Here is a 15,851-nt window from a genome sequence, read left to right as displayed (position 1 = left end):
TTTTTTCTGTTACTGTCAAATGTTTTTTTTATTAATGAGAAAATAAATTTTTTTTCTTCAGCTATACTCCAAATTGATCAGGGAAAGATTATATCGGCAAGGAATAATTCCAGTCCGGTTCAACAGAAAATGGAGCAGCCCTTACTGCAGTTTTTCCATTGCAGCACGCTGAAATTAACATGAAAATTACACTTCAATTGAAATCAAATGCCAACGAAATTCCGTGGCAGGATCTTATTTTACAGTCTTCCTATTTTATCAAAGCAGAATCCGGTAATTTTTTACCAAAGACTGAAAAATATTACCCATCCTCTTCAGCAGAGTTATCTCTTAAATTTACCAATGATTTGGTAATGGATAGAGATATATTTTTGATGCTATTTTCAAAATCAGGGAATATCCTGGCGCAGAACTCTATACCAGCTACTGAGCTTCGGGAAGAAAGACCCGTCACTCTGGACTTTGATTACAATCCTGCTAATTTTCCTGAGCCAAGCGCAATTATCCCGGAAAGAAAACCTTTGTTTGTTTATGGGCGTCTTCTGGAAAAACTGGGGCGAAAAAATATGGAGGATATTCAGATTATTTTCGAAGCATCCAGAGAAAATGACAGCCCTATTGAAGCAATAGCCACAGTTAGAACTGAAGCAGGCGGTTATTTTTTTATTGAATATCCTGAAGGTAATTTTTCCTATGCGGCAGCAAGAATTGGTTTAAATGTAAAAGAAAATCCCATTCCCATACATCTTGATAAAGTATTGGTTGATGGCGAGGCCTCTTTGCTGGAATTTCCACGGCACGTAATCCTGGTTGCCGAACTTGAAGATATCGAAGAAATAACTGAAAAAGACTGCGGTTGCCAGGAAATCGATATGCAGAACAATAAACGCGTTCTGGAGGAATATTCTTTTTTCAGTTTAATCCGCACTACTGAGCCAGAAATTCGTGGTTTTATTCTCGAGGAAGACGATGAGATTACACTGGAAGAAGTATTGAATAAACATCCAATAAAGATCTGGGAAATTATTGACCCTATTCTCAAACTGCCCGCATTTAATCATTTAGCCATGCGTGGCGGCTTTACTCCCTCAGAAATGAGTATATCACGAGCCAATCCAGGAACAGTCAATCCAGCACCCAGCAATGAAATGGCGGAATCACTGAAGAAAATAAAAATCAGCCGCAATGTGCTGCACAATTTTCTAAAAAATGAAGACGGTTTAAACAAGGATAACATCGTTTCCCTGATTGAATTGAATGAAGCTTTGCAATTTAAAAAACAAATAGCCCCTATTCCCCCCCAGCCTTTGGGCAGGGTTATTCTGGATGCTAACAATACCGTTCACTGGGATGTGGATGCGACACTTTATCAATCGGTTTCAGTCGCGCATGGCCATCTACTTAATTTTAAATCGGAATGGATTGCCGATGGTTATTCACTCGGCGATCTCTTATACAGCCTGCCTCTGGCTCCTGGCCAAAAGAAACAGATTGTGGTGTTTGACTGGGAACGTCGGGAGTCAGCCTCCAATGTTCAATCGATTGAATATGAAGAAAGCCTCTATAATTCACTGGGACGCGATCGGGATATTTTTGAAATCACCAAAGGAGTAATTCAGGAAAATGTCAGAGGCAACTCCAGCGCCACAACAGCCAGCGCCAGCGCCGGTATCGGCGGCTTTGTGGGCGGTCTTCTGTTTGGCGTATCCGGAGGGGCTGGTTACTCAAGCTCGAATGCCTCACAGGATAGTCTGAGACAGACATCAGCCAGCGATCTGCAGAAAATCAGAGATCGAATTGTGCAATCTGCAAATGCCGTACGCAGCCAGCGGTCTTCCGTTATCCAAACCGTTTCTCAGGGGGAACGTTTTGAAGTTTCTTCTGAAACAGTTGCCAATTACAATCACTGTCATGCCATCACAATTCAATATTTTGAGGTACTGCGTCACTTCAAAGTCAGACAACGCCTTGCTGATGCCAGGGAATGTCTGTTTGTACCCTTACCCATGACCAGTTTTGATTTGGATAAAGTACTGCGCTGGAAAGAGCATTTGGCCCTTGCTTTAATGAATCCCGGGCTTGCCAAAGGATTTGAAGCGGCAACGCGGGTTAAAAATAAATGGATAGACAGCAATTTTCCCTCCGGCACCTTCGCTTCCGAAAAAATAATCAATGCATCCGGCAGCTTTCAAATTCGATTTATTATCCGTCGCCCAGAAGACAAACTGGTGGAAACGGATGATTATTCCAAGCCCATCTATGGGCCGACCGGCATTATCGGCTATCAGAAAAAGATGGTTGAAGATATTAACGAGGCGAACTGGCAAAGTCTCATTCCCTTCATGGGAGCCGATACACCGCAAGGGTTTTATGAACATTACTTAAAAAATGCCCGCAATAAGGATGAAGTGTTCCATCGGGTGCTGGGAGAAAAGATTGCCACCGCCTTCGTAAGCACCCTGACCTTCCATGTCGCCGATGAAACCGGCAATGAAATCGCTTCGATGGCTTTCGATAGCAGCCTGACTTCCCGTTACCGCAAGGAAGGTATTCTCAATATTACCATCCGATTCATGGGCCCTTCACAGTTTAGCCGTGACAAATTGCACTACCTTAAAATTCGCTGCGGTACGACCAATGTATTACCTGATTATTCATCAATAATTATTGTTTCAGGATTTATTCGCTATAAAACAGCGCATTATGAAGGCTTTCTCTGCCGCTATCAAAGTATTCAGGATGATTTATCACCCAGTGATGGCGCGACTCTTTACGCGGGTCCAGGCGCTGATGAATTACGTGATCCGCGCAAAGATGATTTGGCGGTCTTAAACTCATTGCTAAGCCATTTGAATGATCATCTTGAGTATTACCATAAAGCACTTTGGTACCATATGTCACCGGAAAGACGGTTCATGCTGCTTGATGGCATTATTTTACCCGGCGAAAAAGGTCAGGGTCGAAGTCTTGCCTCCCTTGTTGAAAACGAGTTAATCGGTATTGTCGGCAACAGCCTGGTATTTCCAGTGGCTCAGGGTTTAAATCTTGATCCCAATTTTGGCTTGTCAGATTCGCTCTTTGATTATTATATGGTTTCAGCCACCGATCCTATTTCCATCAGTGTTCCGACCAAGGGGGTTTATGCGGAAGCCATGATGGGACGTTGTAATTCCTGTGAGGAAAAAGATGAAAGCCGATTCTGGCGCTGGGAAGAATCTCCCATTCCGGATAGTCCGACAGCGATTAGCCCAATCAGTACCGAAAGCCGCAGAGTGGATCCGGGTAATTTACAGCCTGTTCCATTGGCGAATCCGGTGGTCAATATTCAAAATGCTCCCAATGTGCCTGATCCAACAGGTATCGCCGGCACCTTATCACTTCTTGGAAAAGGGGATTCCTTCCGCGATATAACCGGCTTAAGCCAAAATCAAACGAATGCTTTGGAAGCGCTTAAAGCATCGTTTGATGCGACCAAAACATTTGGTCAGGAAGCAGCCAAACTTGAAATGCAAAAAATTATGGAGCGCCGTCTGGATAACGCGATTAAAGCGATTAACAGTAATCCGAATTTAGATGCCAAACAAAAAACTGAACTGACTGAAAAAGCGCTTAATGCTTATTTAGGTGCAGGCGCTAAATCGGATACACCGGCAAAAGATGAAAATGCTGATAAACTTCAGGAAGGTATTAATAAAAACCTTGATAAAGTCAGTAAAAGTAAAAGTGGTGAAGTGGCGGTTACCAAGCCCGATGGCACTAAGATTAATACTAAATTTAATGATGAAGCCGGCTCAGGCCCTGCCATTGAAACTAAAATCGGCAAGGGAGGAATTACTCCGATTAAACAGGAAAGCGCCAATACCTGTTGGGCTACTGTGGCGACGATGATGATGTGCTGGAAAGACGGCACAAATTATACCGTCGAGCAGGTAATGACCAAGGCAGGGCCACAGTATCTGAATTATTACAATCAGAAACAGGGCCTGCCCTATACCGAAAAACAGGATTTTATCACCGCCCTGAAAATGAAAGGCGAGCCGGTTGCTCCCTACGCCGCTGAAAATTATCATGCCTGGCTGATTGAATACGGCCCGCTCTGGGTTACTACGGATGCAGATGAGGGCAAGGGATTCTCAGCGCACGCCCGTATTATTACCGGCATAAGTAATGATAAGAAAACCCTCGAACTCATTGATCCCGCACAAGGTAAAAAGCTGACCCAGAGTTTTGAGGAGTTTTCCAATAGCTTCAATGAACTGGTAACCGACAGTCCGCTGGTCCCCTCCACTCAGGTTGTTCATTTTATTGATAAAATTGCTACACCCAGCGAAGGTAATGATCCCACAGAAGCCGATATTGTTAAGAATCTGAATGAGTATAACCCTTCCAGCAGTACTGCCATCGTCATTAACACAATCGAATTTAACAGCGGCATTTCCGGAATTAAAAATTATAAAGACTGGAAAACAGATAGCTCGGTCGTTCACAATCGCCGTAAAAACGCTTACCGTGATCCCTTCAGTATCAGGCATCTGGTGCTTCATGAATCCGCTGCGGATACCGGCGATGGATTTGACGACTCGGTCAATGAAACCTCACACATGGCGGTCAGGCGAGATGCCACTATTTTACAATTCAACGATCTGGTAGAACATGAAAATCACAGCTCGGCAATGAACCCAACCAGTATTGGCGTTGAATTTGTCAACCGCGGCTGGCTGTCATCCAAAACCGATAATGGTGGAGAAGGTATCCCAGCCAAGGAGTCGTCATTAAGTGCAGAGCAAAAAGAAACCTATAAAGAAGCCAATGGATATTTATGGGCGTTCTGGGGCTATGGGTTCGGAATCTATCGTGTTCCTCCTTCCCTGGATCAATTGGAGAAAGAAGTCGAACTGGTTAAATGGATTACAGTGGATTTACCTGCTCAGTTACAGGCCATCAGCGGTATTTCCATTTATAATCTTTTCCCATCCATTGACGACACCTGGCTGCAATTAGTGTCCTATGAGGATGTCAAAGATGTGTGGACATTCAAAGAAGATGATATCCCTGCTGAAGCAGAACGCAGCACAAAAAATCTGTTTGTGTTTACAACCGGCTATGGTTATCTGATGCCGGCTGATATCAAAGATAAATCAGGGATTATTTCGCACAATGCATTTTACGAAAACCATAGTGATGGCTCATTTTTGACTCTGTATACCTGGCTCAGGCTGCAAAAATCCAAAAACAAGAACGACGCCTATGACATCTGTAAAAAATTAATGAAAAATCATTCCATTCGGGTTTCGCTTAGCAGCGATACCGACAAAAAGATTTTTCTACTGGATGTCAAAGATGCGAACCTGGTTTAGAACCTGTGCTAAGTTTAAAAGGAACAGGGGAGATCATCATGGCTGAACAGTTTGATGCCATTATCATAGGCACAGGACAAGCAGGTCCTTCATTGGCGGTGCGTTTGGCCAATGAAGGTTGGAGGGTTGCTATACTCGAGCGCAATAAATTTGGAGGAAGTTGCGTAAATACCGGTTGTATTCCTACCAAACTCTATGTAGCCAGCGCAGAAATAGCACATCACGCTGAGATAGCGAATGAGTTTGGAATTGAAATAAGCGGCAGCATCCGCACGGATATGAAGAAGGTTAAGGCCCGAAAAGACGCCTTTATCCAGAAAGCCTCACTCGGCGTTGAAAACTGGTTAAAAAATACTCCTAATATCACTGTATTTTATGGTCAGGGGAAATTTATAGATAATCATACTGTCAGCGTCAATGACCGAAATTTATCTGCTGATCATATATTCATTAATGTGGGAGCTCGTGCCTTTGTTCCTCCCATGAAAGGAATTGACAGCATCGACTATTTTACCAATTCCTCTATTCTTCAGCTCGATACCGTTCCCGAGCATTTAATTGTGGTTGGCGGCAGTTACATCGGTCTTGAGTTTGCCCAGGTATTCAGGCGCTTCGGCTCTCAGGTCACGGTGATCGAAAAGGCCGACCGACTGATTGGCCGTGAAGATCCTGACGTTTCAGAAACCGTTTTGTCTATCATGCGCGAATCAGGAATACAAGTAGAGTTAGGAACAGAATGCCTGTCATTTTACCGTGAGGGCGATGCGGTCATTGCTCAGGTTGGTTGCAATCACGATAGTAAATTGTATCGGGGAAGCCATGTGTTAATGGCTATTGGCAGAATTCCGAACACAGAAGATTTAGGAATTGAAAATACCGATATCAAACGCAATACTCACGGAATCATTGAGGTCGATGAGTTTTTGGCAACCTCCGTTCGCGGTATATGGGCTTTGGGCGAATGCAATGGACGAGGCGCATTCACCCACACCGCTTACAATGATTATCAGATAGCTGCCGATAATCTTCTAAATGGCAGTAAACGCAGTGTCAATGACCGGATTATGACCTATGCCTTGTATATCGACCCGCCTCTGGGACGTTGTGGAATGACTGAGGAGCAAGTCAGAAAAGCTGGTTATAAAGCCTTGGTGGCCAAGCGCCCTATGACGCAGGTTAAAAGAGCAATGATCAAAGGCGAGCCGACCGGATTCATAAAGGTGATTGTTGATTCCGCGAGCAACAAAATTCTGGGGGCTGCGGTTTTGGGAGTGAATGGGGATGAAATCATACATTCCATTTTGGATGTCATGTATGCGGACAAACCTTATACTTTAATTCGAGATGCCGTTCATATTCATCCTACCGTGTCGGAATTGATTCCAACCACTCTTGAAAATCTGAAACCTCTGGATGAGTGACTGACCTGCTAAAACAAGTGATCCGGATTAAAGCCATTGAGCTGATAATCCGGCTCGTCTCTTTGATAAACATCCAGAGACTGCTTTAACTCATTGACTAAATTTTTAATATACGGCGGCAGTGCTTTTTCAATTTTGAGCAACGCTTCCGAGACGCCTTTTATACTACCCCATTGATATTCGTCTGCAAATTCGTCACAAGCACTAAGCTGCATGTAACGATTCTCGCTATAGAAAAAAGAGCGCTTACTATTGTCTGCTTTAAAAGCCTGGTACGTTTTATCATTCTCAAGCCAATGTTTAATCGAAGCGCTTACTAATTTTATAGTTTCTGTAATATCTTCTTCAATGTAATGGTAATACTGATTCAGCTCGTTAATTGCCTGATTATCACTTCCCCAGGCGGCTAAAACCATATCGTGCATTTGATTTAAGGTCTGGTAATAACGGCTATATCCCTTGCCATTGTGCTTGAATAGCTCATACCATCGGCTTCCCGAAGTATTAATCACCTCATCATCAGCCATTGCTTTTTTCTTGGCATCACGAATAAGTTTCAATACTGCCGAATAATGGGAGCTGTCGGTATTGCCTTTAAAACAGGAATCAACATTCGCCTTCAGCTTGCTTACTTCATGAGTTCGCGCATCTGATTTAAACCATCTGGCTTCATAGCCTTTAATTGCCTGTTGCAGATGGCCATGAAGCTCTTTGACTCGATGGGAATTTTCGCTGATTGTGGGATTTTTTTCTCCTATCGATTGCAACTCGCGGGCTATAGAAAGCAGTACTTGCTTCTGAGAAGCTTCTGGAGTTGAGGGCGATTGCAGAGCGGTTTCAACACCGCAGGCATAAGCTGCGAAGCAATCTTTTAACAGGCAGTCGTTGCGTGACTCATTCCAGAAAAAAAGAAGCTCTGATTTAAGCTCCTGGGTATGGAATATTCTCTGTGTCAGCGCATTCATAAGCAAGATGCGAAATTCCCTTATTTCCTGATTTGAGAAATTAAATACATCCTGTTTTATTAAACCTTCAAAGCACAGTCCAGGGTTTCCCCTGGTATCTGAAATCAAGTGAATAAAATTGGCCACTACGGCTGCTGCCTTGTCATGAAGAGCGGGATTGATTCGCGTAAAATAATCAGCAATATTCGACCACAGGATATATTCAACACTTTTATGATTGGTTTTAAAGCTCGATTCCAATAAAAACAGTATTTGCTTTGCCTGTTCTTGCCCATTTTCCTGGGAGAGCAAATCATTGTATCTGGCAAGTAAACGATATATCTCTTCCGGAGCGAAGGCTCTCCTATCGACCATATGCTGAATAAAACTGAATATCCATCCACTATTTTCTGACAACCAGGCTTTATCAATTTCCCTGAATTGTTCATATAACTCAGAAAACTGCAGCCCGCTATTCGCCCAATGTCCTAAATAGTAGTCCATTAATTTAAAATCAAATTCGCTGGGAAAACTGGCGGCTTTTTGCAGGATTGAAAAAAGCAATCGAGGCTTTAAGCATAACTGGACAGAGTGTTGTTTCAGTATATTCAATACAGCCGGATAATCAGCAGATTTCGCCTCTTCAACAAATAAAATGGCCTTTCGCTGGATATCGCCTTGATTAATTAAATCGCTTTCAGCCAGATTGGGAATAATCTGATTAATTAAATTAAAAAAATCGAGCGTTATTCTTACTTCGTCTTTATCGAGAAAATAATGAGAAGCCGCTTGAAATACTGCTCGTTTCTGAGCATCAGGAAGTGTATTTCCGATAATCGAATTCAGCTCATCGGAGGATAATCTTTTTTTAACCTCTTTAACCATTTAATTCGCCCTGATTTCTCACATCTTCGGGCGATTATCGCAAGTTATTCTTAAGGGAGTATTAGGGCATGTTTTTATTGCGAAAGCCTACACCGAAAGAAATCGTCGTTGCGAGCCCTGGCGAAGAAATCCAGATCCGAGTTTTAATGAGGCAATGAAATAGATTGCTTCACATTCGCTCGCAAAGACAGGTTTTGTAGCAGCAACCAAGAACTAATTTACTCACCCAGCTCTTTTCTTGAAACAAACCCAATAAAGCGATCCAGCATGCGAACGCTTAATATACGTTTTAGGAATGCAAGAAAATGGGCAGGAAAGGTAACTCGATATTGAGGCTTGGGATTTTTTGCCTCGATTGCATGAATGATTTTTTTAATCACTGCATCAGGCCCGCAGGTAAACGTTGATTTCGATTTTTGCTCGCGAAAATGATTCAGCATAAAATCATACTGTCTGGAAAAATGGCTGTCTTTCTGATTAATCTTTGTCAATGAGTAACTGATTGCATTGTCCCTGAAACGGCTTTCAATTGGGCCGGGCTCTATGGTGATAACCTTAATGCCGGAACTCTGAAGTTCTAATCTTAGCGTGTCGCTTAGACCCTCTACTGCATATTTTGATGCATTATACGCTCCCCGAAACGGCATACTGATCAGTCCCAAAATGGAGCTCATATTGATTATTCTGCCTGCTTTTTGCCTGCGCATTACTGGTATAACCAGCCTGGTCAGCTCCATTAAGCCAAACACATTAGTTTCAAATTGCTCACGCAGGGTATTGCGTTCTATATCTTCCAAAGCGCCGGTCTGCCCATAGCCGGCATTGTTGATTAATACATCCAGTTGGCCATTGGTCTTTTGCATTAGCAGCTCAAAGCCTTGATGAATCGAAGCATTATCGTTCATATCCATTTGCAAGGCTTCAATTCCCTGCTCCTCCAGGCGGGTTAAATCCTCCTTTTTTCGACAGGAAGCAATAACCCGATATTGTTTTTGATGCAAAGCACAGGCTGCTTCATAACCAATGCCCGTTGAGCAACCTGTGATAAAAATAATTTTTTGCATAGTAAAGTCCAAAGTATTTAAAATAATCTATCCTGGCCGCAGAAGTTAACAACTCGGGCCCCTGATTACAAATTTTCAATTGTTACTCAAAGGATTTTCTGCTAAAAGCATTATTTTATCTATGCGATTATAAAATGCTGCGATGCTTATTGCCCTTCTTATTACTTAGTTTTACTCTGGCAGCGGCCCCTCAATTTCAACCCATGCAACCACAGTTGCAAAGCGTCTATGAAATCAATACTCAAGCGCTATGCTCGACCGCTAAAGAAACTTTAGCTTATCTGAATAAAGGGCCAGGCTATGATCCGCAAGTCATTCATGGCGGGAAAATAGTGCCTGTTTCTCTGGAAAGAGTGAAAAAAACGCTCGCTTTTATTTGTCAGCATCAAAAGCAGATGAGTGATCCTTCGTTTATCAGGGCAAATTTTGAATTTATCCGCTGGTATCCAGACTTAACTCAGGCTCAGAAGTTCACTTCCGGCAAGCCTTTGTTGAAAAATTTGCCCAAAGATTCTGTTTTAATGACTAAATATTTTGTGCACCAGGCGAATGTCAGCGAAAAGGCAACTCCAGAACATCCCTATGCCCTGTATGGATTGCCGAATGATGAACATCAGCTGACTATTGAGGAAGCTAATCAGCACCCGGAATTAACCCGTTTTCGCTATGGGAAACAAGCGATTCTTAGAGGAGCGCTCAAGCAAAAAAAGGTGCCTGTATTAGCCTATTTAAGCCGGGCAGATCTTGAAGAAGCTTTAATGGAAGGAACACTGGTAGCCTCCTTCCCCAATGGCCAGCAAAAAATATTCAATGTCCATCGCTGCAATAATATTGCCTATGATCGCAATAAGAAGCCCTATGCACAGGAGCGTTTCTGGTATTTTAGAGAAGTCGAAGGCATTAAAGGGTATGGAAAAGACGCGGATCATAAGATTACAGTTAATACTGAGGTGACATTTGCCGGCGATCTGCAGCAATTTGGCTTGGGAAAACTCCTTCTGATTCAATACTCGAATGCACAAAAACAATCGATTACCCGCATGGGTATTCTGGCTGATACTGGAGGTGCTTTTGCCAATAATTTATACCAGGTTGATTATCTGGCTGGAAGTTTTTCCAGCCGAGAAGAGTTTTTTCGTAAAACTGAGAAATTACCGAATTATATTGCCGCGTATTTTCTAGTGCTTAAAGCCTAGCAACTGAACCTGTGTTTGCAGCGACTACATCCGTGGCCATAGAAACACTGGCATAGGCAGCGCGATGTTCACTCAGAAATCCCCCTTGACGAACCAGGCCTGCGCAATAGTTCTGATAAGGAACAGAGTTTGTTACTTCCTGTTGCATGGCCTGTAAATTCGCTAATTTCATTTGCGGAACTGATTCCATTAATTTGAGTAAAACAGGCTCATTTCCATTATATAATTCATGCAAATGTGACATTAAATATCGTTTAAAACTGCTCTCAATTTCTTTCCAAATGGGCTCCACATTGATTTTTAATTGTTTGAGTTTTTCCATCAGCGATTTGATATCCTCACCTGCATTGGCACTGCCAACTGCTGTCCTTATATACTCAAGGGTCACCCTTTCCAGCGCTTGTCTGGCAATTTGATTTAATATCTTTTCTTCGGCATCGTCGCGGCTTAAAAATTGCTTCGACTCCATATCATAAGCCTGAGAAATTACCTGATCCCCAACATCCATAACCCATCCATGAACAGTGACCCCCTCTTTTTGCTTTGCTTTAATCAGAGGATACTCCAACAATTTCTCCATTTGCATTTCGACATTGGTTTGAATAATCAGATCCAGTTTTTCCCGCTCAGAAAGATCTGAATAACCAGGCATTGCAGAAACTCTGGGAATGACGCCCGCTGCGTGTTTCTTCAACCAGGACGCAGTTGAAGGCACCTTATCTTTTATTCCTGGATTGGTAAGACCTTTCATACCTCCACAATTGGAATGCCCTAAAATAATGACATGTTGAATACTATCCATTGTGGCCAGGGGATACTCTATACCTGACGCGGCGCTTTTAGCTGGATCAGCCGGTACGAGATTTGCAATATTTCTTACTGGAAATATCTTGCCAGGTCCGGCATTGAATATTAATTCCGGAACCACTCGAGAGTCGACACAGGTAATTAGCAGTATCTCAGGCCGTTGTTCTTCGGCCAGATTGACCTCTTGTGGTTGGGATGTTGAGTATCTGTTTTGCTCAATGTTATTCAGTATTTGAAATAATTTTAGCAATCGCATCATTGCCTCCTGAGTAGTTTGTTCAGATATTTAACAACGATTGCATCCGAAAAGTCAAGTTTTTTTACAAAACTGTAAAGAGGTTTTGATTAAAAAATAGGCTTTAAAAAACTGAGTACTTCTTGATCACTGGTTTGTCGGAAATCATCGTACCAAAGCCCTACTGCCTGAATATCAGGAGGCATAAGCGGGCAAACCACTTCATCAACGAGTTTTTCAAGTTCTTTACAAACCATAGGATCGGAAACCGGAACAGCAATGGTGATCGAGGAGGGATTCTGTTTTTTGATTGCCTCCACGGCCGCTTTGAGTGTGGCGCCAGTGGCAATACCATCATCGATCAAGATAACTTTTTTTCCAGTCAGAACAGGATATGGCCGATTGCCGCGGTAGACTGCTTCCCGCCGCAAAAGCTCATGCGTTTCTGCTTTGATAACTGCTTCAATAGCTTGTGCGGATACATTATGATTTTTAATCAACTCCTCGTTAAAGAAGACAGTACCTCCGGAGGCAATTGCACCCATTGCCAGCTCTTTGTAACCTGGCAATCCCAGCTTCCTTACAATTACCACATCCAGCGGCAGGTGAAGTTTTTTAGCTACTTCGAAGGCTACAGGAACTCCTCCGCGCGGTAATCCAAGCACAATTCCATCGCTGTTTTTGTATTTTTCAAGGTATGTAGCCAGCAGTCTTCCTGCCTGACAGCGGTCCGTATATTTATCCATGGTCACCTTTGTAAAAACAGTCCATTTTACTCAAAAATATAGCAGTAAATGGTCTATACTTTTGGTGAACCTTAAGAGGAGGGTTAAGAATGACTGATGCAACCAATGAAGAATTAAATAACCTAGAGTCTTTGCATCATTATTATCACAGCATAATCAATTACATGCCTAATCTGGTTTACGTATTAGACAAAAATTGTATGATTGTCGATTGTAATCAGAATTTTCTTGATCTTTTACAATTGGAAAAACTGGAAGACTTGCCAGGGACTGTTTACTCACAGCTCGTAGAAAAAAGTCATTTTTCCGAGGCAAGAATTCAGAAGCTCAAACAAGATGATATTAATGCACTGCTTGAAGCAAAACCACTGATTGACGTAAAAGAAGCCCCTGTAATCGACGCCAGTGAAAAGATTGTCTATTATCATTCTTCCCGTATTCCCTTGTTTAATGAGCACAAACAAATAACCGGCATGGTGGTTATTCTGGTAGATATGACTGAAAGAAAGCAAATGGAAGAAGAACTGGGCAAGCTCAAAGAACGGCTTAAAGCCCATGTTTCCGATACAGAGCAATCCCATCCGCTCGTGTTTCGCGACCCTAAAAATCCTCCCAAAGTATTAATGATTGAGGATAATGCCATCGCTCAAAAAGCCGTGCAGGCCCTGTTAATGCAGCTCGACTGTCAGGTGGATGTCGCTGATTCCGGAGAGAAAGCAACCAGTTTATTTAAACCTGGAAAATATGACCTGGTATTTATGGATATTGGCCTGGAAGATGGTTCAGGATATATTGTTTCCAAGAAATTCCGCCAGATGGAAGATGGAAGCGGTTTCCGCGTACCAATCATTGCTTTAACCGGTTATGAGGCCGATGTGGTTAAAATCGATTGCAATGATTATTTCATGGAAGGGGCTATCACTAAACCCTTAACCAGCGAGCAGGCAAGACAAATTATTGAACATTATATTTACCATATGGACATACCGATATCGGGTTTGAAGACGACTAAACCAATGTGATTCGCTCCTGTTCTCTCTGAGCTGCGCTTAGGTTACGGAAATTGTGTCATTCTCGGGAAGGAGTTGTTGCGTAAATAGAATCAAGTAACTAACCTGTCGTCTTTGCGAACAAAGTGAAGCAATCCAGATCGAAGCCTGAATAAAGTGAGGATCTGGATTGCTTCGCTAACGCTCGCAAAGACGGTTCTTTGTGCACCTACGCAACAATACCTACACGGGGGATGGCAGTTAAATTTACTTCTTTAGGTATCGCGCATAAAGTGCAGCAGCCTGGCACTTAGGTAAATAAATCCTGGCAAGCAACTCTGAATAAAGCCTGGTTAATCCTCTCTTAATCTTAATTGATTACAATAGTAAAAAATACAGCGTAATACAGGTGAGGTAGCCTTTATGAGTACCGATGTTAACCAGGGACGAATTATTAATGTTTTAAACAAATATTTAAAAGCCAACAACTTCCCCTTTGAAATGAACCGCACCGGGATTTGTAATGGGCTCGCCATCGTTCATGCAAAATATGTGCTTGAAGGACGAAGTAAGGAATTTGAAAACATACTGAAATATATTTCAGAAGGAAAACGGGATAACAATATCACCGACGAGGACATCAATAATTTTGCCTTTCAGACGCTTCTAGCCTTTGCCCCCCACGAATTTGATAATAAGCTGCATCAGGTCACTGCGATGCAGGCTTTAAAAATTAAAGGAATTCCACTAAGTTCTTCTTTTAGTTTTTGCATGGCCGCTTCAAAGAGTAACTGGATACAAGCCTTACAGGATATTGCACTCAAAGACGATGAGGTGATGATTGTCGCTAGTATCAATCATGCCATTTCTATCCATAAAACGAATGGTAATTATATTGTCTACGATCCGAACTACAGCAGTGGATTTAAAAAATTTGCTGATGAAACTGCTTTAATCAAAGAACTTGATTCTAATGTTTTTCATTATAGCAAAGGCAATTTGGGGCTTGAAATACAGATACTGAGACATCCTGAAAAACAAAATGAAGAAAGAGTATTCCCTCATGTTGAAAGTTTATACCAAAAATATCTCCCCGACCCCAACCTGGTTGCCGAATGCGACGACCAACTCTTTAAAACACTCCCTGCTGCTGCCGCGCACAATGATAAATCAGTTATTGAATACCTGAAGCAACGTGGGGCGAACGGTTATGCGGAAGCTGCCATGGCCGCGGTAAAGTCCAATAACACCTCAGCACTTGAAGCCTTACTCGCGCACATTGACAAAGATAATCAGAGGCTCCTTATTTGGGACTACGCCTTTAGCCTGGGTAGAAAAGATATAATAGGAATTTTGAAAGCAGATACAAAATTTAAAACATTTTACGAGGAATATATGCCTTCCGGTGTATTCATTTCTGCTATGGCTTCCGGTAAAAATGCGACCCTGCTTGCCGAATTGATAGAGGATTACAGAGCTGTATCACTGGAGAATGCGCAAAAAAACTTTGTAAAAGCAAAGGAGAAATTAGAAGCTCAATTTCCCCAAGAGGAGCTGGTTCGATTTATACAAAGTATGCCTGACAATGTTGCTTCAGAACTTTCTCAATTAATTTTAGGACAAAGTAAATATTCCAGTTCCAAAAATCCCAGTCCCATGAGCCATGCGATTAGCAGCGGCGATGTTCAATCAGTAAAACTTCTTATGGAACAGCTTCACTCCTCCGGAACTGAACTGACAGACGAACAGAAAATCGGCTATCTGCTTGAAGCGATACGTGCCAACCGCAGTTCAGTCACCAGTTATTTAATCTCGGAAAAACCTGGTATTGCCAGAGAGTTAATGAAAACAGTCAACTTAAGTTTGTCAGCAGTTGAGCATACCAACATCTTGCTTTTACGTGATTTGCAGAGACATGGTGTTGAGTTTAGTCCTGCTGCTCAAATGATAATTGATAGAAAAGAACAAAAGGAATTAACGGTTGTTGAATCCCTGGGGATTGCCATCCTTAAGTTCGCAGACTTTCTTAAAGATGTCATTGTGAATAATGTTTCTTACAGTAAAATCAAGGGAGTGAATTACGATTCCAAAATGTTCAAATCAATTAAAGAGGAATTGCAAGCTGTCAAGCAGATTGATGAATTGGATGACATTCCAGTTGAGGTGCTTGATCTCGACAGTCTGGGTCCTGTGACTGTTAAGTGACT

Annotated in this window: 9 protein-coding genes; 5 read left to right on the top strand and 4 right to left on the bottom strand. The window is 42.3% G+C overall.

The features are described 5' to 3' along the window. Positions 1-179: 179 nt before the first annotated feature. Positions 180-5,357, top strand: coding sequence for a papain-like cysteine protease family protein (locus tag LXA66_RS04475; RefSeq protein ID WP_233012146.1), 5,178 nt, complete (start codon positions 180-182; stop codon positions 5,355-5,357). A 38-nt stretch (positions 5,358-5,395) separates the two neighbouring features. Further along, positions 5,396-6,778, top strand: a complete 1,383-nt coding sequence (locus LXA66_RS04470) for an FAD-containing oxidoreductase (RefSeq protein WP_233012144.1) — start codon at positions 5,396-5,398, stop codon at positions 6,776-6,778. An 8-nt stretch (positions 6,779-6,786) separates the two neighbouring features. On the opposite strand, the gene LXA66_RS04465 is transcribed toward LXA66_RS04470, so the two are convergent. After that, entirely contained in the window at positions 6,787-8,607 is a 1,821-nt protein-coding gene (locus LXA66_RS04465) for a hypothetical protein (protein WP_233012142.1), read from the bottom strand. Between the two features lie 218 nt (positions 8,608-8,825). Beyond that, positions 8,826-9,671: an SDR family NAD(P)-dependent oxidoreductase gene (locus LXA66_RS04460; RefSeq protein ID WP_233012141.1), complete on the bottom strand. Its 846-nt coding sequence runs from the start codon at positions 9,669-9,671 to the stop codon at positions 8,826-8,828. A gap of 134 nt (positions 9,672-9,805) precedes the next feature. On the opposite strand from LXA66_RS04460, the gene LXA66_RS04455 reads away from it, so the two are divergent. Beyond that, entirely contained in the window at positions 9,806-10,867 is a 1,062-nt protein-coding gene (locus tag LXA66_RS04455; protein ID WP_233012140.1) for a hypothetical protein, read from the top strand. On the opposite strand, the gene LXA66_RS04450 is transcribed toward LXA66_RS04455, so the two are convergent. After that, the gene (locus LXA66_RS04450; RefSeq protein ID WP_233012138.1) at positions 10,857-11,933 is read right to left on the bottom strand and encodes a carbonic anhydrase; all 1,077 of its coding nucleotides are present in this window, start codon (positions 11,931-11,933) and stop codon (positions 10,857-10,859) included. The genes LXA66_RS04455 and LXA66_RS04450 overlap by 11 nt on opposite strands. A gap of 86 nt (positions 11,934-12,019) precedes the next feature. After that, the gene (locus tag LXA66_RS04445) at positions 12,020-12,655 is read right to left on the bottom strand and encodes a phosphoribosyltransferase (protein ID WP_233012136.1); all 636 of its coding nucleotides are present in this window, start codon (positions 12,653-12,655) and stop codon (positions 12,020-12,022) included. Positions 12,656-12,744: 89 nt separating this feature from the next. On the opposite strand from LXA66_RS04445, the gene LXA66_RS04440 reads away from it, so the two are divergent. Then, a complete protein-coding gene (locus LXA66_RS04440) occupies positions 12,745-13,677 on the top strand; it encodes a response regulator (protein WP_233012135.1) in 933 nt (310 codons plus the stop codon). Positions 13,678-14,067: 390 nt separating this feature from the next. Further along, the gene (locus LXA66_RS04435) at positions 14,068-15,849 is read left to right on the top strand and encodes a YopT-type cysteine protease domain-containing protein (protein ID WP_233012133.1); all 1,782 of its coding nucleotides are present in this window, start codon (positions 14,068-14,070) and stop codon (positions 15,847-15,849) included. Positions 15,850-15,851: the final 2 nt, after the last annotated feature.

The organism is Legionella sp. 16cNR16C, from assembly GCF_021297775.1.
Taxonomy (GTDB): domain Bacteria; phylum Pseudomonadota; class Gammaproteobacteria; order Legionellales; family Legionellaceae; genus Legionella_C; species Legionella_C quinlivanii_A.
The sequence above is the reverse complement of the archived record's forward strand: the minus strand, read 5'-3'. Positions and strand labels throughout refer to the sequence as shown.

Excerpts from the sequence above, each read along its gene's own strand:
- LXA66_RS04475 (WP_233012146.1), top strand. The coding sequence starts at position 180 with ATGAAAATTACACTTCAATTGAAATCAAATGCCAACGAAATTCCGTGG.
- LXA66_RS04470 (WP_233012144.1), top strand. The coding sequence starts at position 5,396 with ATGGCTGAACAGTTTGATGCCATTATCATAGGCACAGGACAAGCAGGT.
- LXA66_RS04465 (WP_233012142.1), bottom strand. The coding sequence starts at position 8,607 with ATGGTTAAAGAGGTTAAAAAAAGATTATCCTCCGATGAGCTGAATTCG.
- LXA66_RS04460 (WP_233012141.1), bottom strand. The coding sequence starts at position 9,671 with ATGCAAAAAATTATTTTTATCACAGGTTGCTCAACGGGCATTGGTTAT.
- LXA66_RS04455 (WP_233012140.1), top strand. The coding sequence starts at position 9,806 with ATGCTGCGATGCTTATTGCCCTTCTTATTACTTAGTTTTACTCTGGCA.
- LXA66_RS04450 (WP_233012138.1), bottom strand. The coding sequence starts at position 11,933 with ATGATGCGATTGCTAAAATTATTTCAAATACTGAATAACATTGAGCAA.
- LXA66_RS04445 (WP_233012136.1), bottom strand. The coding sequence starts at position 12,655 with ATGGATAAATATACGGACCGCTGTCAGGCAGGAAGACTGCTGGCTACA.
- LXA66_RS04440 (WP_233012135.1), top strand. The coding sequence starts at position 12,745 with ATGACTGATGCAACCAATGAAGAATTAAATAACCTAGAGTCTTTGCAT.
- LXA66_RS04435 (WP_233012133.1), top strand. The coding sequence starts at position 14,068 with ATGAGTACCGATGTTAACCAGGGACGAATTATTAATGTTTTAAACAAA.